The following is a 17,392-nucleotide window of genomic DNA, read 5'->3' on the forward strand; positions in this document are numbered from 1 at the left end:
CCCTCAGCGCTTGAAGGCGACCGTCGAGACGACGTACACCACGGGGTGTCCCGGTTCGTCGAAGTTCACCGTGATGTTCTGGCTCGGGTGCGGGTCCTCGGCCTTGAGGGACGTCCCGGCCCACTGGCCGCCGCTCAGGTCCCAGCCGACCTTCGCCGCCTGCGACCCGGTGATGGTGATCTCGCCGTCCTTGAGGGCGGCGCGGCTGGTGCCGGCCCACTTCAGGTAGTGGTCCAGCCCCCAGTTGTTGGTGCGGAACTGGACGTACAGGGAGCTGCGGTGCCAGGAGTTGGACTCGTAGTAGTAGACCGGCGTGGCCCCGGCCGGGACCGGGACGTTGTAGATGCGCTGCTGCACCTTGGAGGGGTAGTCGTTGTAGAGGCCGGTGGCGGCGGCCTCCTCCTCCTTGCTCTGGCCGCTGTCCCGGCTCTGCTCGGCGGAGATGACGATGTACCCGGCCGGGATGGCGATCAGCAGGAAGATGACCAGCGCGGTCAGCCAGCGGCGGCGCCGGCCGGCCCGGGGCTTGGCGGACGCGCCGGGGGCGGACGCGCCGGGGGCAGAAGCGCCTGAGGCGGACGCGCCGTCCCGGGCCCCGGGTCCGGCCTGCGGCTCGGGCCGCTCCGGCGCCTCGCGCGCGCTCTGCCCCGGTTCGTGCCGGGCCGGGTCGTGGTCCCCGGTCGCCGGTGGGTGGGTCGGCTCCGTCATCGGCGGCCCGATCGTTCGTACCGCTCGTAGCGTTCCACACGTCGGCGGTTGGCGCGCCGGAAGCGGCGGGCCACCAGGCGCGCCAGGTCCGCGGCGCCGACCATGCCCGCTTCGGGGCCCAGCTGGGCCTTGGCGATACGGGCCTCCGGGCGGTAGCCGCGGCCGGTCAGGGTGCGCCGGAACGCGTCCCGGGCGGGGCCGATGAGCAGGTCGTCGGCGGCGCTGACGCCGCCGCCGATCACGAAGCAGGAGGGGTCCAGCGCGGCCGCCAGATTGGCGATGCCGACGCCCAGCCACTGGCCGATGTCCTGGAGCAGCTCGACGCACATGGCGTCGCCCTCGCGGGCCAGCTCGGTGATGAGCGGGCCGGTGATGTCGGGGATGCGGCCGCCGACCCGGTCGATGATGTTGTACGCGACCGGGGAGTCCGCCGCGGCCAGCTCGCGGGCCTCGCGCACCAGGGCGTTGCCGGAGCTGTACTGCTCCCAGCAGCCGCGGTTGCCGCACGGGCAGCGGTGTCCGGCCGGGACCACCTGCATATGGCCGAACTCGCCGGCCACACCGTACTTGCCACGCTTGACCGCGCCGTCCTCCAGGATCGCGCCGCCGATGCCCGTACCGAGCGTAATCATGACGAGGTGGTCCTCGCCGCGGCCCGCGCCGAAGCGCCACTCGGCCCAGGCTGCCGTGTTGGCGTCGTTGTCGACCATGACGGGGACCGCCAGGCGGCCCGCGAGGCGGTCGCGCAGCGGCTCGTTGCGCCAGTTCAGGTGGGGCGCGAAGAGGACGGTGCTGCGTTCGGCGTCGACCCAGCCGGCCGCGCCGATGCCCACCGCGTGCACGTCGTGCCGGTCGGAGAGGTCCAGCACCAGTTCGGTGATGACGTCCTCGACGACCTTGGGGCTCTTGGACTTGTCGGGCGTCTCGGTGCGGACCTTCTCCAGGATCGTGCCGTCCGCGTCGACGACGCCGGCCATCACCTTCGTCCCGCCGATGTCGATGCCGACGGTCGGCACGCGGGGCGCGCTCAGGTGGGAGCGCCGCTCGCGGGTGCCCACCGTGCGCAGCACGGTCGCTCTGGCGGATCCTCGGTGCACCCGGTCGCGGTACGTGCTCATCGACCCACCTCTTCGCCGTTCCGGCTGCCGTTGCGGTCGCGGCGGCTGCGTGCTCGCAAGAGTCGTCTCGTCCCTGCGGGTGTCGGGAGGCCGGGGCCTCGGGCGTGCATGGTCCGGTGTGGTGCTCGTTCGGTGTCGTACGGGTCCGGGCGCTTCCGGGGCCGGGCCCCGGTACGCGCGGTGCCGTGCCGGCGGCGGTGACGTGCACGGTCCGCTGCGATTGTGCCCTAACAGCGGTACGCGGCGCATGGCGGCGCGGGCCCCGCGGAACCCGCGCCACCGCCCGCGGGCCGCGCCCGCTCAGTGCGTGGGGTGGCCGCCGAGGTGGCTGGGCTCGGGCGCTCGGGCCAGCTCGTGGCTGAGCTGTTCCAGCTCGCTGCCGCCCGCCATCTGGCGTGTCAGCTCGTCCAGGCCGATCTCGGACCTGGTGTGGCGGCCGGCCATCGTCCCGCGCTTGAGGAGGACGAAGCGGTTGCCCACGAGGTAGGCGTGGTGCGGGTTGTGGGTGATCAACACCACGCCGAGCCCGGCGTCCCGCGCGGCCGCGACGTACTTGAGCACCACGCCGGACTGCTTCACGCCGAGCGCCGCCGTCGGCTCGTCCAGGACCAGGACCTTCGCGCCGAAGTACACGGCGCGGGCGATGGCGACGCACTGCCGCTCGCCGCCGGAGAGGGTGCCGATGGGCTGGTCCACGTCGCGCAGGTCGATGCCCATGCGCAGCAGCTCGGCGCGGGTGGTCTCGCGCATCAGCTGCACGTCGAGCCGCTTGAAGGGGCCGGCGCCCTTGGTGGGCTCGGAGCCGAGGAAGAAGTTGCGCCAGACCGGCATCAGGGGGACGACGGCCAGGTCCTGGTAGACGGTGGCGATGCCGCGGTCCAGGGCCTCGCGCGGGGAGGACAGCCGGGCCTCCTCGCCCTCGATCGCGAAGCGGCCCGCGTCGTGCTGGTGCAGCCCCGCGATGATCTTGATGAGGGTGGACTTGCCCGCGCCGTTGTCGCCGAGCACGCAGGTGATCTCGCCCGCGTGCACCTCCAGCGAGACGTCTTCCAGCGCCTTGATGTTGCCGTAGAACTTGCTGACGTCGGTCAGCTCGACGAGGGGCGGGGTCTCGGTGTCGGCGGGGGTGTCGGGGGGCTGCGGGGTGTCCGGGGCCTCTGAGGCGGCCGGGGCTGCCGGGGCCATCGGGGCCGCCGGGGCCGCCGGGGCCGCCGGGGCGTCCGCGCCGCCCGTGCTCTCCGTACTTCCCGTGCTCTCCGTGCTCTCCGGCTCGTCCGGGGTGCTCATTTCGTCGCCTCCGCGCGCTTGCGGACCCATGCGTTCAGGAGCGTGGCCAGCAGCAGCATCGCCCCGAGGAAGAACTTGTACCAGTCCGGGTTCCACTGGGCGTACACGATGCCCTTGCTGGCCATGCCGAAGATGAAGGCGCCGACGGCGGCGCCGATCGCCGAGCCGTAGCCGCCGGTCATCAGGCAGCCGCCGACCGCGGCGGCGATGATGTAGAGGAACTCGTTGCCGACGCCGTCGCCGGACTGGATCGCGTCGTACGAGAACAGCAGGTGCTGCCCGGAGATCCAGGCCGCCAGCGCCACGCCCATGTACAGGCCGATCCGCGTCCGGGTGACCGGGACGCCGACCGCCCGCGCGGCGTCCGCGCCGCCGCCCACCGCGAAGATCCAGTTGCCGACGCGGGTGCGCAGCAGGATCCAGGTGGCGAGCGCGACCAGCCCGATCCACCACAGGATCGTGACCTGGATGTCCACACCGCCGATGGCCAGGTGGGACGCGAAGAGCGCACGGGCCGAGTCGAAGCCCTCCATGTCGGCGATGGACTTCGTCGAGACCGTGCCGCTGATCAGCTTGGTGAATCCGAGGTTCAGGCCGGTCAGCATGAAGAACGTACCGAGGGTGATGACGAAGCTGGGCAGTTTCGTCCGGGTCAGCAGGAAGCCGTTGAAGACCCCGATGGCCAGGGTGACCAGCAAGGACACCCCGATGCCGACCCAGATGTTCGCCGTCATCTGATAGCTGAACATCGACGATACGAGCGCCGAGCTGACGACCATGACACCGGCCGACAGGTCGAACTCGCCGCCGATCATCAGCAGGGCCACCGGCACGGCCATGATGCCGATCGTCGACGACGCGTACAGCACGGTCGAGAGGCTGGACGCCTGCAGGAACGTGTCGGCGGCGAAGGAGAAGAAGAGGAAGACCGCCGCGGCGCCGACCACCGCGCCCAGCTCGGGGCGGCTCATCAGGCGGCGCGCCGGCGACCGGTGCACCAGACGCTCGTCGGGCCCGCCGCCGCGCTGCGGCCCGCTGTCCTTCACGGGTGTGTCCGCGGTGCTCATCGGGTCCCCCGCTTCGTGTACTCCTGCAGGGCCGCCGCGTCCTTCTTGGTGATCACCTGGGGGCCGGTGAAGACCGGCTTGCCGCCTCCGAGGACATCGGCGTTGTACTTGTAGAGCCACAGCAGGTCGACGGCCTGGTAGCCCTGGAGGTACGGCTGCTGGTCGACGGCGAAGCCGAGGGAGCCGTCCTTGAGGCCGTCGGCGACCTTCGCGTTCAGGTCGAAGGTGTCGATCTCGGCGTCGCTGCCGGCCTGCTCCTTGGCCTTGACGGCGGTCGGCGCGAACGGCGCGCCCAGCGTCACCACGGAGTCGATGCCGCGGTCCGACTGGAGCTTGGCCTCGATGGTGGACTGGACGTCGGGCATGTTGGTGCCCTCCACGTACAGCTTCTGCAGGTCGCCCTTGAAGGTCTTCTTCGCGCCGTCGCAGCGCTGCTCGTGGCCGACGTTGCCCTGCTCGTGCAGGACGCACAGCGCCTTCTTGCGGCCCCGCTGGTTCAGCTCCTCGCCGACGGCCTCACCGGCCACGGTCTCGTCCTGGCCGATGTGCGACAGGGCGCCGTAGGCCTTGGACGCCTCGGCGCCGGAATTGACGGTGATCACCGGGATGCCGGCCTTCTCGGCCCGCTTGACCACGTCCTTCATGGCGTCGGGCTTGGCCAGGGTGACGATCAGCCCGTCGACCTTCTGGTCGATGTAGGACTGCACGAGCTGGCTCTGCCGCTGGGCTTCCTTGTCGTGCCCGTAGACGAATTTGATGTTGTCCTTGAGGGCGGCCTGCTGGGCACCGTTCTGCACGATGTCCCAGAAGGTGTCGCCATCGCCCGAGTGGGTGACCATCGCGAAGGTCCACCTCGGGGTGTTGACGGCCGCCTTGCCGCCGGCGGTCTGGGCGGCGCGCGCTTCCTCGGCGCGCTTGCCGCCGGTGCTGCTGCACCCCGCCAGGGATGCGGCGAGCACCGCTGCCAGCACCGCGGTCACCGCGCGTACCCCTGTCCGAACCCTTGCCACGAGGTCGTGCCCTTCTCGTTGCTGTCTCTGCCTGTCACTGTGCGCCTGGGGCGCTGTGCCGGGTTTGGGCCGAAAATGATCGGTCCCGGCCGCCCAAGTATCCGTTACGCCTGTTCCGCGTGGGGTCATCGGGTCCCGCGCCCCGCGTACTCCCCCGGCTTCCGTACGCCCGTGCCGGTGACGACCGGGCCGACGTCCGCGTCCTGCCGGAGGCCGGGCTGTACGGAGTGCCGGGCGGCGGCCTTGCGCCCGGCCGCGGCGGACGCCGGAAGGCGGGCCCTGCTGACCCGGACGGCCCGGGGCCCGGTGATTCGGGTCGTCCGGGGCCCGGTGGTACGGGTCGTCCGGGGCCCGGTGGTACGGGTCGTCCGGGGCCCGGTGGTACGGGTCGTGTGCACGGTACGCATCAGGGAACCGCCCTCTCTCCCGCGCCGCCCCATGGCGGCTGGAGGAGTTCTAGCGGCGTGCGCCGAGCCCCGTCAATGGTTTGTCCGAACATTCTTACCCGGGGCCGGTGGCCGGGGCCCTTCCATCGGGGTCCTCCACTGGGGTCTTCCCACCCGGGCGGCCGGGTCTGCGAATCTCCAGCACGCGGCGCCCTCAGGGCCGTATCTCCGGTACGCGCGCCCTCAGAGCCGTACGAGCAGCCGGTACGCGCGCCCTCAGGGCCGTACGAGCAGCTGGAACTCGAAGGCGTACCGGGAGGCCCGGTAGACGTGCGAGCCGAACTCCACGGCCCGCCCCCTGTCGTCGAACGTCGTGCGCTGCATCGTCAGCAGCGGAGCGCCCGCGGGCTCCCCCAGCCGCTCGCCCTCCTCGACCGTCGCAGCGCGCGCGCCGACGGACTGGCGGGCACTGTGCAAGGTGATACCGGCCGCCCGCATCAGGCGGTACAGGCCGGTCTCCTCCAGCCGCTCGGTACCGAGGTCGAGCAGTCCGACGGGGAGGTGGTTGCACAGGTGGGCGACGGGCTCACCGTGCGTGAGCCGCAGCCGCTCGACAAGCGCGACCTCGGCGCCCTGCGCGACCCCCAGCGCGGCGGCGACCTCGGCGGTGGCCTCGGTGGTGGTGTTGAGGAGCACGCGGGTGGCGGGCTTCTGTCCGGCGGCCTCCAGGTCGTCGTAGAGGCTGCTCAGCTCCAGCGGGCGCTTGACCTGGCTGTGCACGACCTGCGTGCCGATGCCGCGGCGCCGCACCAGCAGCCCCTTGTCGACCAGCGACTGGATGGCCTGGCGGACGGTCGGCCGGGACAGTCCGAGGCGCCCGGCCAGGTCGATCTCATTGCCGAGCAGGCTGCCCGGGGCCAGGCTGCCGGTCTCGATCGCCGCTTCCAGCTGCTGGGACAGCTGGAAGTACAGCGGAACCGGGCTGCTCCGGTCCACGCTGAACCGGACGGGGCTCTCGGCGCCCTCGGAGTCTGTATCGCGTTTCCCCACGGCTGGGAGCGTATCCGGCCGGAATGATGACGGGAAGTCCGGAGGTCACATTGTCCGGACAAGCACGGCGCCGAGCCCCGAGGTGCGGCCGAAGCCGCTGCTCACTTCGCCATCCAGGCGTCCTCGTACTTCTTGTACGTGCCGTCGCGCTTCGCCAGGTGGACCCACTGGTCGACGTACTCCTTGAACTGGAGGTCGGCGCGCGGTACGGCGTATGCCTTCTCGGAGAAGGTGAAGGGCCGGTCCGGGTGGACGGCGCACAGTTCGGGGTGGATCTTGGACTGGTAGCGGGTCTCGCTCGCATCCGTCATCATCACGTCCGCGCGGCCCGCGATGATCTCGTCGAAGACGGTGGTGTTGTCGGGGTGCGGCTTGATGGTCGCGCGCTTGATGACGGAACGGGTGAACTGCTCGTTCGTGCCACCGGGGTTGACGATCACGGTGACACCCGGGCGGTCGATCTGCTCCAGTGTGCGGTACTTGTCCTGGTCCGCGCAGCGGACGATGGGGGCCTTACCGTCGGTGCGGGTGGGCTCGCTGAACGCCGCTTCGCGGGCGCGCGGAAGGGTGACCGACACACCGCCCATGGCGATGTCGCAGCGCCCCGCCGCCAGGTCGCCGACCAGTTTCGCCCACGTGGTGGCCACGTACCGCGGCTTGGCGTCGAGGCTCTCGGCGAGGTCGCGGGCCATCGAGATGTCCACACCGCTGTACGCCCCGGACGCGGGGTCCCGGTGGGTGAAGGGGCGGTAGTCGCCGGTGGTGCAGACCCGGAGGACACCGCGGCGGGGGACGGCGTCGAGGAGGGAGACGGGGCGGGAAGTGGGGCGGGAGTCAGAGCGGGAGGCGGGATCGGTGCCGGTGTCCGCGCGGGTGGGCTGCTGGTCCGGGCCGGCGGGCTGCCGGTCCGGGCCGGTGGGCGGGGCCGCGGGAGCGGCCGTCGGGGCGGCGGCGGTGAGGGCGAGGGCGCAGGTCAGGGCGGCGAGGGCGGCGGCGCGGCGCATGGTGGGCTCCTGTACGCGGCGAGGTGCGGGCGACGGGCTGATCGGGCCGTCAGCGTGGCAGAGGGCGGGACGGGAGTGAAGGGCGTGACCATCTGCCGGGACGGCTCACGGGCCGTCACCGCTCGTCGGGTGACCAGAGTTCGCGGGCGATGCCGGCGAGGGCGGTGAGGACCGTGGTCGGGCGGCGGTCCTTGTGCCGTACGAGGTGGACGCCGAGCGCGGGCCGGTAGGTCCACGGCAGCACGGCCACCTCGCCGCGCGCCGTCTCGTCCGCCACCGCGACGGCGGGCAGCAGTGCCACGCCGAGCCCGGCGGCAGCGCAGCGCTTGAGGGCCTCCACGCTCAGGAACTCCATCACCGCCGGCCGGATGCCCGCCGACCTCAACTCCCGGTCCATCAGCTCCCGCTGGGCGCAGGTGTGATCCATCAGCAGCAGTGTCTGGGCGGCCAGGTCGGCCGTGCGGACCCGGGCGCGGCAGGCCAGCGGGTGGCCGGGGTGCGCGGCCAGGACCATCGGTTCGTCCGTGAGGCGCTCCGCGAGGGCCACCGGGTCGCTCACGGACTCCTCCAGCAGGAAGCCCGCGTCCAGGGTGCCTTCGCGGAGGCTGGTGAGCAGCGTCGTCCTGCTGTCGGGGCCGAAGACGACGCGCAAGAGCGGGAAGCGGTCCTGGAGTGCCCGCAGTACGGGCGGCAGGCGGTACGCGCACAGGGTTTCCGGGGCGGCGATGCGCAGGGTGCCGCGTACCTGCGCCGGGTCCCCCGCGCCGCGCACGGCGTCCCGGGCCTCGTCCGCGTACGTCAGCATCCGGCGCGCGTGACCGCGCAGTTCACGCCCCGCGTCGGTGAGCGTGACGTGCCGGCCGAGCCGTTCGAAGAGACGGCTGCCCAGGTCCTTCTCCAGCGCCTTGATCTGGGCGGTGACGCTGGACTGGACGTAGCCCAGCTCCTGCGCGGCGCGGGTGAAGCTCAGGTGCCGGGCCACGGCCAGGAAGGTCGTCAGGTGCTTCAGCTCCATGCCCGGATCGTAGGGGGCCGGAGCTCAAGGGCCCGATCGTAGGGCCCGATCGCAGGGCCGGGCCGCAGGGAGCCGGGCCGTACGTGGCCCGACCGCAGAGGCGAGGCCGGTGGCCATCGATCGGATTCATCGATGCCGTGGATCGGGACCGTTCGTTGGACGCGATGGTTCCGGGGGCCGTAGAACGGCAGGCATGGCAGCGTTCACCTCCCTCTTCCCGTCCCGGCGCCGGCAGCGGCCGACGAGCCGGGCCCGGCGGCCCCTGCCCGCACACGGCTTGGCCGGCCGGGACTTCCTGCTCCTGCTGCTCGCGACGCTGGGTACGTTCGCGAACTACGCGCCCATGCTGACCGTCGTGCCGCTGTGGACCGCCCGGGGCGCGGCGGGCGAGGGCGGGGCGGGTGCGGCGACCGCCGTCACGATGGCGACGACGGTGGGCGTGCAGTTGTGCATGGGGCGGCTGACCCGCCGCTTCACCTTGCGCGGCCTGTTGTGCGCGGGTGCGCTGCTGCTCGGCCTGCCGACGTTCGGTTACGTGCTGTCGTCCGGGCTCGCGTGGGTGCTGACGGTCTCGGCCGTGCGGGGCGTGGGGTTCGGCGTGGTGGCGGTGACGGGCAGCGCGCTGGTCGCCGAACTGGTTCCGTCGGAGCAGCGGGGGCGGGCCGTCGGCTGGTACGGCGTCGCGGTGGGGCTGCCTCAGGTGGTGTTTCTGCCGCTGGGGGCCTGGTTCGCCGCGGGCGGGAACTTCGGCGGCGTCTTCGGGGCGGCGGGCGCGCTGAGTGTGCTGGCTGTGCCGCTGGTGATGGCGATGTCCGGGCGACGGCCCGCCGCGGGCACGGACGGGACGGCTCCGGCCGGGGACGCCGGGCCGGACGAACAAGCAGCCGCTGCCAGGGACGCCGGGCCGGGCGAACAGGCAGCCGCTGACGGCGCGGACGGGACGGCGGCCGCTGACGGCGCGGCTGCTCCGGCGCCGTCCGGGCGCTACGGCCCGCTGCTCCGCCCGGCGCTCCTGCTGGCCGCCGCTTCCGTCGCGCTCGGCGGGCTCACCTCCTTCCTGCCGTTCGTACTGGTCCGGCCGGACCTGGCGCCCACCGCGCTGTTCGTGCTCTTCGTCGCGATGATCGCGGGCCGGTGGGCGGCCGGGGTGTGGAGCGACCGGCGGGGCCCGGGGCGGCTGGTGCTGCCCGCCGCCGCGGTCTGCGCACCGGCCGTCGCGGTCCTCGCGCTGACGGCGGCACACGAGGAGACCGTGCCGGTGGCGCTCGCGATGGTGGCGCTGTACGGGCTGGCCGACGGCGCCCTGCAGAACGAGACCCTGGTGCTCATGTTCCGGCGGGCGGGACCATCCGGCAGCGGCGCGGCGGGCACCGCCTGGAACATGGCCTACGACGGCGGCACCGGACTCGGCTCGGCCGGTGTCGGCCTGGCCGCGCCCTGGCTGGGGGCAGGCGGCGCGTTCGGAGCCGTCGCGGCGCTGATCGCCCTCAGCGTTCCGGCCGGCGCGCCCCTGCGGCCCGGCGGGCGAGTGCGGCGGGCATGCCAGGGCGGTACGCCCGGTGGCGCACCACCGCGCTCGCACCCGTGACCGAACAGTCCGCGCCGTAGTCGGCTTGGCTGCATTTGCCCCTGCGCGCCGGGGTGCTGGGCGGCAAAGGTGGGAAGCCTGTGCTGGTTGCGTGCAGCCATCGCTCGACGCGCTCCGTGAGAGAGAGCGCGCTCCGTGAGAGAGGACGTCCGTCCATGGCTCCGATCCCGGTCAAGCCCGGCAAGTACAAGATCCACGCGCACATCATCGGTCCCGGCAGCCTGCTGACGGCCACCGAGTACGCGGTCAAGCACGGTGCTCCCGTCATCACCGACCGCTTCAACCCGCTCCCGATCGAGCAGGAGTGGATCATCGACCACCCCGAGGCCGGGCAGGAAGCCCAGACCGGATCGCCGTACGTGATCCACCTCGCCTACCACCCGGCCGCGGGCCTCGTCGTGCCCGAGGACAGGGTCTTCGTCAACAGCGTGCCGCGTGCCGAGTGGTCGCAGTTCTCCTTCGAGCAGGTCATCGGCGGCATCAAGATCCTGTCGGACAAGGGGCTCGCCCTGCGTGCCGGACACCGCGGCGCGCAGATCACGCTCGTACCGCCGAAGCCCGAGTTCCAGGAAACCTGGACCCTGGAGTACGTGGGCCCGATCCCGACGGAGTAGTGGTCACGCCGGTGCGGGGCCGCCGCTCACACGGGCCCCGCACCTTCCCGGACACCACACCTAGCGCCAGCGCACCGGCAGATGGTGGGGGCCGCGGATCGTCATGCCCGGTCGCCAGGACAGCGCTTCGTTGTCGGCGTCCAGCGCCAGATCAGGGCAGCGTTCCAGGAGGCTGCGGATCGCGATACGGCCTTCCATACGGGCCAGCGGGGCGCCGAGGCAGAAGTGGATGCCGTGGCCGAAGGCGACGTGGCCGCGCGTCTCGCGGGTGATGTCGAAGGAGTCGGGGGCCTCGAAGCGTTCGGCGTCGCGGCCGGCCGCCGCCAGGCTGACCATCACGACCTCCCCGGCCGGGATGACCGTGCCGCCGATCTCCACGGGCTCGGTGGTGAACCGCCAGGTGGCGTTCTCCACGGGACCGTCGTAGCGCAGCATTTCCTCCACCGCGTTGTCGAGGAGGGAGAAGCCGTCGCGCAGGGCGGCCAGTTGCGCGGGGTGCTGGAGCAGGGCGCGCACACCGTTGGATATCAGGTTGACGGTGGTCTCGTGGCCGGCCACCAGGAGCAGGAAGGCCATGCCGAGGAGTTCCTGCTGGGAGAGCTGGTCGCCGTCCTCGTCGCTCGTGCGCACCAGGGCGCTCAGCAGGTCCTCGCCGGGCGACCGCCGCTTGGCCTCGATCAGGCCGTCCAGGTACGCGGCCATGTCGCGGGCGGCGGTCATCGTCGCCTCGTGACTGGTCGGTGAGACCACTTCGTTGGACCAGACGCGGAAGGCCTCCCGCTCGATGTCGGGTACGCCGAGCAGTTCGCAGATGACGGTCAGCGGGAGCGGGAAGGCGAGCGCGTCGACGAGGTCGGCGCGGCCGTCGGGGGCGGCCAGCATGGCATCCAGGAGTTCGTCGGTGATCTGCTGGATGCGCGGGCGCAGCGCCTCGACGCGGCGGGAGGTGAACTCGCGGGCGACCAGCTTGCGCAGCCGGGTGTGCTGCGGCGGGTCGGCGTCGAGCATGTTCATCAGCTGCCACTCGGCGTCCTCGCCGGGGCCCAGGAGGGGAACGGCGGCGCGGGTCCAGTCCTTGGCGAGCCGGGGGTCGGCCAGCGCGGCCCGCACCTCCTCGTAACCGACAACGAGCCACACGTCCATGACGTCGAATTCGGGGACGCGGGCCCGGTGGACCGGTCCCTGGGCGCGCAGCTTGGCGTAGTACGGGTGGGGGTCGGCGACAAAATCCGGGCCGTATGCGCCCAGGTCAATGATTTCCGGCATGGTCTGTCCGCCCCTCGTAGACGTTTTCGTCACCGTACGTCCACCGGAGGGGGGCGGCATCGGCCCCACGGAGGAGCCGGGAGCCCCGGCGTCCTCCGTACGGAGTGCTTCACCTGCGGTACTGCCGCGGGCGGGGCGCTCTCAAACCTCGTAGAGGCCCGGCGCCCCCGGCCCGGCGAGCGGCTGCGGCGCGGCGTCCGCGAGGCGGGCGAGCAGGTCGGTGGCGCGCTTGGCGACCGTCTCGCGGTCGCCTTCCGAGAGCGCCGAGCCCATGCCCACGGCCACCGCTCCGGCGGCTATCCACTCGGGCGCCGTCTCGACCGTCACGCCGCCGGTCGGCAGCACCGGTGCCTGCGGCAGGGCCGCGCGGACGTCACGGAGCCAGTCCGGGCGGTGCGCGGAGGCGGGGAAGAGCTTGAGGGCGTCGGCGCCCAGCTCCAGGGCGCGCACCATCTCGGTGGGGGTGGCCACGCCGGGGAAGACCGGTACGCCGTAGCGGTGGCCGGTGCGGATGACCTCGGCGTCCAGGCTGGGCGAGACCAGGAAGCGGGCGCCGGCGTCGACGGCCATCCGCGCCGAGACGGCGTCCAGGACCGTGCCGGCGCCGATGACGGCGTCGTTGCCCAGCTCGCGGCTGAGGGTGGTGACCGCCTCCAGCGCGAACGGCGTGGTCAGCGATATCTCCAGGCTGGTGATCCCGGCGGACAGCAGGGTGTCAGCGGTGGCGCTGGCCTCGTCGTAGGTCTCGCTGCGGACGACGGCGAAAACACGCTGCGCCAGAGCGGCCCGGGTGATCTCCCAGCGGTACACGGCAGTTCGCCGCCTTCCTTGTCTCTATCGCCAAACCCGTCGCTACGCACCCGCGGAACAGCCGGGCACACGGCGTCTCCTGGGCCGTGCCGTGCCGCAGGTGACCACCTCCTGGTCCCTTTGCCACCGTTGCCCGCCCATTCGTCGTTTCTACCGAAACGCTACCGGGGACCACTGACAATCCTCTCGCGGGGGTGCGTCCCGGTGCCCGCCGAACGCCAGGAACCGACCGAGCGGCAGGGCCGCCGCACCGATGGTGACGGCTTCCGGGCCGAGCCGGCCCGGTTCGATGACGGTGCGCTCGTAGGGGTGGCGCAGCGCGTACGCGGCCGAGGCGGCCCGTACGGACGGCAGCAGCCGGGGGGCCAGGAGCAGCCCGGCCCACCCCGCGACGACGATCCGTTCCGGGTTGAACAGGTTCACCAGGTCGGCGATGCCGGCGCCGAGGTATTCGGCGGTCTCGGCCAGGAGGGCCGCGGTGGCCGGTTCGTCTGCGGCGGCCAGCAGCCGCCCGAGCGCGGCCTCCTGGTCCGGGCCGCCGCCGGCCCCGGGCCCCACCGGTCTCCCGCCCGCGTCACAGCCACCGCCTACCTCGCAGCCCCCACCCGTCTCGCAGCCCCAGCCCGCCCCCGTCTCCCGCCACCGCTCCAGCAGCGCCTCAGCGCCCACGTACGCCTCCAGGCAGCCGCGCGCCCCGCAGCGGCACCGGCGTCCGCCGACCCGCATCGTGGTGTGCCCCCACTCCCCGGCGCTGCTGGCGGTGCCGCGGTACGGCGTGCCGTCGGCCACCACGCAGGCGCCCACGCCGGAGCCGATGAGCGTGATGACGGCGTTGTCCGCGCCGCGCCCGGCGCCGAACCACATCTCGGCGCGGCCCAGTGTCTTGGCGCCGTTGTCAATGAACAGCGGCAGGTCCGATAGGGGCGGGCCGCAGGCGCGCAGCATGGCTTCCAGCGGTACGGCGTCCCAGCCGACGGCCTGGCCGTGCACGACCGCGCCGTCGCCCGCGCCGTCCACGATCCCGGGGACGCCGATGCCCACGCCCAGCACCGTGGCGGCGCCGGTCCCCGCGGTCCGCAGGACGTCGGCCACGCCGCGGGCGATCAGCCGTACGACCCGCGTGGCGTCGTGCGCCCCACCGGCCCCGGAACCGTGCGTTCCGGCCGCGGTGGCGTCCGGAAGGTCACCCGGCGTCCCCAGCACCTGCTCCGTCCGCGCCAGTTCCCGCATCGACAGGTCGAACAGCTCGACCCGTACCCGCGTCTCCCCCACGTCCACGCCGACCAGATGGGCGCCGCCCGCCGCCACCCGCAGCAGGGTTCGCGGCCGGCCGCCGTCCGAACCGACCACGCCCGCCTCCTCCACCAGGCCCTCGTCGGCCAGTTCGCCCACGACGTTGCTGATCGAGCCGGCGCTCAGGCCGGTGACCGGCACCAGCTCCTGCCGGCTCAGCGGCCCGTCGAAGTACAGCTGCCGCAGCACCACCGCCCGGTTGTCCCGCCGCAGGTCACGCACCGTCCGACGGCCCGTAGCGCGCATTCGCCAGTCTCCTCGTCCTCGCCCCCCGGTGGTCCGCCCCGGCCACCGCGCGCCGAATCTACCCGCGCGTGAGGGGTTGACCGCCCCCGCCTTCTCCCACTTAACTCACGCCTTGAATTTAGCCGTGATGCCGTTCATTGGTTGAACACAGCCACCCCTGAGAGGGGTCAACGCTCATGCGCACCAACAGACTTCGCACGGCCGTCGGCGCAGCGCTCGCCGCGGCCCTCACCACCCTGACGGCCGGCTGCGGCGGCGGCTCGCCGACCGGTGCCGCGGGCGGCGGCAACACCGACCCCCGGAAGCTGACGTACTGGGCCAGCAACCAGAGCAGCAGCGGCATCGAGCAGGACAAGAAGATCCTCGCCCCGGAACTGGAGAAGTTCGCACAGCGGACGGGCATCACGGTGGAGCTGGAGGTGGTGCCCTGGGCGGACCTGCTCAACCGCATCCTCGCGGCGGCGGCCTCGGGGCAGGGCCCGGACGTGCTCAACATCGGCAACACCTGGTCCGCCTCCCTCCAGGCCGGCGGTTCCCTGCTGCCCTTCGACGACAGGACCCTGGCGAAGGTGGGCGGCAAGGACCGCTTCGCGCCCTCCGCACTGGCCGCGACCGGCGCCAGGGGCAAGGCCCCGGCAGCCGTCCCGCTGTACTCCCTCGCGTACGGCCTCTACTACAACAAGCAGCGCTTCGCGGAAGCCGGCATCGGCAAGCCGCCCGCCACCTGGGCCGAACTCGCCGCCGCGGGCCGGAAGCTCACCGGGAACGGCAGATACGGGCTGGCCGTCGAGGGCGGCAACCCGGTGGAGAACGCCCACCACGCGTTCATCCTCGGAAAACAGCACGGCGCCGACTTCTTCGACGCGCGGGGCCGGCCCACCTTCGACGGCCCGGCCGCCGTCCAGGCCGTCAAGCAGTACGTCGACCTCATGGCGAAGGACCGGATCGCCGCGCCCGGCAACGCGGAGTACGGCCAGAACCAGTCCGTCAAGGACTTCGCCACCGGCAAGGCGGCCATGCTGCTCTGGCAGGCGGCGGGCAGCTCCCTGAAGGTGCACGGGATGCGGCCGGACGCGTACGGCGTGGCCCGGATGCCCCTTCAGAACACGGCGGACCGCGGCGAACGCGCCGTCACCTCCATGGTCGCGGGCATCAATCTCGCCGTCTTCCGGGGCACCGACAACCTCGACGGCGCGCTGAAGTTCGTGAAGTTCATGACCAGCACCCCCGAGCAGAAGGCCCTGAACTCCGCCTACGGGTCGCTCCCGCCGGTCAAGGAGGCCCAGGCGGACCCCGCGTTCGCCGGGCCCGAGCAGGCGATGCAGCGCCAGGCGCTCGACGGCCACGCCGCGCCGCTCCCCCAGGTCCCCGACGAGAGCCAGTTCGAGACCCTCGTCGGCACGGCGGTCAAGGAGCTGTTCGCGGACGCCGCCGCGGGCCGCCCGGTCACCACGGAGTCCGTACGTCGGCGCCTGACCAAGGCCCAGCAGCAGATGGCCGAGTGAGGGCACGTGCACCAGCCCGCCGAAAAGGCGCGCAGAGGCGCACGGACAGCAGCCCGGCTCCGCCGTATCGGCCTGCCCTACCTCCTCCTGCTGCCGGCCCTCGCGCTCGAACTGCTCATCCACCTCGTCCCGATGGCCGTGGGCGTCGCGATGAGCTTCAAGGAACTGACCCAGTTCTTCATCCGCGACTGGGGCGCCGCGCCCTGGTCCGGCCTCGCCAACTTCCGGGTCGCCGTGGACCTGGACGCCCCCGTGGGCCAGGCGCTGCTGCGTTCCTTCGGCGTCACCTGCGCCTTCACGGTGCTGGCCGTCGGCCTCTCCTGGCTGCTCGGCACCGTCGCCGCGATCCTGATGCAGGACCGGTTCCGCGGCCGCGGCCTGCTGCGGACGGCGTTTCTGATTCCGTACGCGCTCCCGGTCTACGCCGCCGTCATCACCTGGTCGTTCATGTTCCAGCGCGACAACGGCATGGTGAACCACCTCCTGCACGACCAGTTGGGCCTGACCGCCGGCCCGCCCTTCTGGCTGATCGGCGACAACAGCTTCGCCGCGCTGGTGACCGTCACGGTCTGGCGCACCTTCCCGTTCGCGTTCCTGATCCTGACGGCCGCGCTCCAGAACGTGCCGCGCGAGCTGTACGAGGCCGCCGCCATGGACGGCGCCGGGGTCCGGCAGCAGATCCGCCGGATCACGCTGCCGTCGCTGCGCCCCGTCAACCAGGTGCTCGTCCTGGTGCTGTTCCTGTGGACGTTCAACGACTTCAACACGCCGTACGTGCTGTTCGGCAGGTCCGTGCCGGAGGCGGCCGACCTGATCTCGGTCCACATCTACCAGGCGTCCTTCGTGACCTGGAACTTCGGCGCCGGCTCGGCGATGTCCGTGCTCCTGCTGCTGTTCCTGCTCGTGGTGACCGCCGGATATCTGCTGGTCACCTCGCGAGGAAGGCGGACCGACCGTGTCTAGCCCCGCCCTGAAGCAGCGGCCCGGCCCCATCCCGTCCGGAGCGCCCGGAAGCATGCAGCGGGCCGCGGGTCCCCGCCGCCGCTCGCCGATGGCGCCGCCGCGGTCCTTCCTGTGGACCCGCCGGATCGTCCTGACGCTGCTGGCGCTGTTCGCGCTCACACCCGTCTACGTCATGGTCACCAGCTCGCTGAAGAACCTCCAGGACGTGCAGGGCGCCTTCCGGTGGCTGCCCGGCGGGCTGACGGTCCGCCCGTACCTCGACATCTGGCACACCGTCCCGCTGGCCCGCTACTTCCTGAACTCGCTGATCGTGGCGGGCTGCGCGACCGTCTGCTCGGTCACCGTCGCCGTCCTCGCCGCGTACGCGGTCAGCCGCCACAGCTTCCGCGGACGCCGCTTCTTCACCGTCACCGTGCTGTCCACCCAGATGTTCCCCGGCATCCTCTTCCTGCTGCCGCTCTT

At 72.4% G+C, this 17,392-nt stretch carries 15 protein-coding genes and 1 pseudogene; 5 read left to right on the forward strand and 11 right to left on the reverse strand.

What is annotated here, in order from left to right; all coding sequences use genetic code 11:
* Positions 1-3: 3 nt before the first annotated feature.
* The 8 genes from A6A06_RS26240 to A6A06_RS26280 form a co-directional block, all read right to left on the reverse strand.
* Positions 4-708, reverse strand: coding sequence for a hypothetical protein (locus tag A6A06_RS26240; protein WP_242440943.1), 705 nt, complete (start codon positions 706-708; stop codon positions 4-6).
* A complete protein-coding gene (locus A6A06_RS26245; protein ID WP_073763896.1) occupies positions 705-1,826 on the reverse strand; it encodes an ROK family glucokinase in 1,122 nt (373 codons plus the stop codon). Before A6A06_RS26245 ends, A6A06_RS26240 begins: the two co-directional genes overlap by 4 nt.
* A 300-nt stretch (positions 1,827-2,126) precedes the next feature.
* The gene (locus tag A6A06_RS26250; protein WP_443333792.1) at positions 2,127-3,011 is read right to left on the reverse strand and encodes an ATP-binding cassette domain-containing protein; all 885 of its coding nucleotides are present in this window, start codon (positions 3,009-3,011) and stop codon (positions 2,127-2,129) included.
* Positions 3,012-3,109: 98 nt separating this feature from the next.
* Positions 3,110-4,180, reverse strand: coding sequence for an ABC transporter permease (locus tag A6A06_RS26255; RefSeq protein WP_073763897.1), 1,071 nt, complete (start codon positions 4,178-4,180; stop codon positions 3,110-3,112).
* Positions 4,177-5,190 carry a sugar ABC transporter substrate-binding protein gene (locus tag A6A06_RS26260; RefSeq protein ID WP_073763898.1) on the reverse strand — a complete coding sequence of 338 codons (1,014 nt, stop codon included), beginning with the start codon at positions 5,188-5,190 and terminating at the stop codon, positions 4,177-4,179. Before A6A06_RS26260 ends, A6A06_RS26255 begins: the two co-directional genes overlap by 4 nt.
* Before the next feature lie 662 nt (positions 5,191-5,852).
* Positions 5,853-6,572, reverse strand: coding sequence for a GntR family transcriptional regulator (locus A6A06_RS26270; protein WP_073764642.1), 720 nt, complete (start codon positions 6,570-6,572; stop codon positions 5,853-5,855).
* 155 nt (positions 6,573-6,727) lie between these two features.
* Positions 6,728-7,630 carry a transporter substrate-binding domain-containing protein gene (locus tag A6A06_RS26275; RefSeq protein ID WP_073763902.1) on the reverse strand — a complete coding sequence of 301 codons (903 nt, stop codon included), beginning with the start codon at positions 7,628-7,630 and terminating at the stop codon, positions 6,728-6,730.
* Between the two features lie 115 nt (positions 7,631-7,745).
* A complete protein-coding gene (locus A6A06_RS26280) occupies positions 7,746-8,645 on the reverse strand; it encodes a LysR family transcriptional regulator (protein ID WP_073763904.1) in 900 nt (299 codons plus the stop codon).
* Between the two features lie 193 nt (positions 8,646-8,838).
* Here A6A06_RS26280 and A6A06_RS26285 point away from each other — a divergent pair, with 193 nt between their 5' ends.
* Positions 8,839-10,233 (forward strand): MFS transporter, encoded by a 1,395-nt coding sequence (locus tag A6A06_RS26285; RefSeq protein ID WP_073763906.1) that lies wholly within the window; start codon positions 8,839-8,841, stop codon positions 10,231-10,233.
* A 155-nt stretch (positions 10,234-10,388) separates the two neighbouring features.
* Positions 10,389-10,847 carry a hypothetical protein gene (locus tag A6A06_RS26290; protein ID WP_073763908.1) on the forward strand — a complete coding sequence of 153 codons (459 nt, stop codon included), beginning with the start codon at positions 10,389-10,391 and terminating at the stop codon, positions 10,845-10,847.
* A 60-nt stretch (positions 10,848-10,907) separates the two neighbouring features.
* On the opposite strand, the gene A6A06_RS26295 is transcribed toward A6A06_RS26290, so the two are convergent.
* The 3 genes from A6A06_RS26295 to A6A06_RS26305 form a co-directional block, all read right to left on the reverse strand.
* Complete coding sequence (locus A6A06_RS26295; protein WP_073763910.1) at positions 10,908-12,113, reverse strand: cytochrome P450 family protein; 1,206 nt, start codon at positions 12,111-12,113, stop codon at positions 10,908-10,910.
* Between the two features lie 141 nt (positions 12,114-12,254).
* Positions 12,255-12,923, reverse strand: a complete 669-nt coding sequence (locus A6A06_RS26300; protein WP_073763912.1) for a bifunctional 4-hydroxy-2-oxoglutarate aldolase/2-dehydro-3-deoxy-phosphogluconate aldolase — start codon at positions 12,921-12,923, stop codon at positions 12,255-12,257.
* A gap of 150 nt (positions 12,924-13,073) precedes the next feature.
* Positions 13,074-14,462, reverse strand: coding sequence for an ROK family transcriptional regulator (locus A6A06_RS26305; RefSeq protein WP_073763914.1), 1,389 nt, complete (start codon positions 14,460-14,462; stop codon positions 13,074-13,076).
* 176 nt (positions 14,463-14,638) lie between these two features.
* Between A6A06_RS26305 and A6A06_RS26310 the strand changes: the two genes are divergently transcribed.
* From A6A06_RS26310 to A6A06_RS43015, 3 genes and pseudogenes are all read left to right on the forward strand, one after another.
* Positions 14,639-15,967: an ABC transporter substrate-binding protein gene (locus A6A06_RS26310; RefSeq protein ID WP_073763917.1), complete on the forward strand. Its 1,329-nt coding sequence runs from the start codon at positions 14,639-14,641 to the stop codon at positions 15,965-15,967.
* A gap of 6 nt (positions 15,968-15,973) precedes the next feature.
* The gene (locus A6A06_RS26315) at positions 15,974-16,930 is read left to right on the forward strand and encodes a carbohydrate ABC transporter permease (protein WP_073763919.1); all 957 of its coding nucleotides are present in this window, start codon (positions 15,974-15,976) and stop codon (positions 16,928-16,930) included.
* Between the two features lie 88 nt (positions 16,931-17,018).
* Positions 17,019-17,392, forward strand: a pseudogene (locus A6A06_RS43015) (carbohydrate ABC transporter permease); the annotation flags it as partial.

The organism is Streptomyces sp. CB02923, from assembly GCF_001905005.1.
Classification (GTDB): Bacteria; Actinomycetota; Actinomycetes; order Streptomycetales; family Streptomycetaceae; genus Streptomyces.

What these genes read in the sequence shown, in the direction of transcription:
- A6A06_RS26275 (WP_073763902.1), bottom strand. Translation starts at nt 7,630, where the DNA reads ATGCGCCGCGCCGCCGCCCTCGCCGCCCTGACCTGCGCCCTCGCCCTC.
- A6A06_RS26305 (WP_073763914.1), bottom strand. Translation starts at nt 14,462, where the DNA reads ATGCGCGCTACGGGCCGTCGGACGGTGCGTGACCTGCGGCGGGACAAC.
- A6A06_RS26280 (WP_073763904.1), bottom strand. Translation starts at nt 8,645, where the DNA reads ATGGAGCTGAAGCACCTGACGACCTTCCTGGCCGTGGCCCGGCACCTG.
- A6A06_RS26295 (WP_073763910.1), bottom strand. Translation starts at nt 12,113, where the DNA reads ATGCCGGAAATCATTGACCTGGGCGCATACGGCCCGGATTTTGTCGCC.
- A6A06_RS26250 (WP_443333792.1), bottom strand. Translation starts at nt 3,011, where the DNA reads ATGGCCCCGGCAGCCCCGGCCGCCTCAGAGGCCCCGGACACCCCGCAG.
- A6A06_RS26245 (WP_073763896.1), bottom strand. Translation starts at nt 1,826, where the DNA reads ATGAGCACGTACCGCGACCGGGTGCACCGAGGATCCGCCAGAGCGACC.
- A6A06_RS26285 (WP_073763906.1), top strand. Translation starts at nt 8,839, where the DNA reads ATGGCAGCGTTCACCTCCCTCTTCCCGTCCCGGCGCCGGCAGCGGCCG.
- A6A06_RS26240 (WP_242440943.1), bottom strand. Translation starts at nt 708, where the DNA reads ATGACGGAGCCGACCCACCCACCGGCGACCGGGGACCACGACCCGGCC.
- A6A06_RS26290 (WP_073763908.1), top strand. Translation starts at nt 10,389, where the DNA reads ATGGCTCCGATCCCGGTCAAGCCCGGCAAGTACAAGATCCACGCGCAC.
- A6A06_RS26255 (WP_073763897.1), bottom strand. Translation starts at nt 4,180, where the DNA reads ATGAGCACCGCGGACACACCCGTGAAGGACAGCGGGCCGCAGCGCGGC.
- A6A06_RS26310 (WP_073763917.1), top strand. Translation starts at nt 14,639, where the DNA reads ATGCGCACCAACAGACTTCGCACGGCCGTCGGCGCAGCGCTCGCCGCG.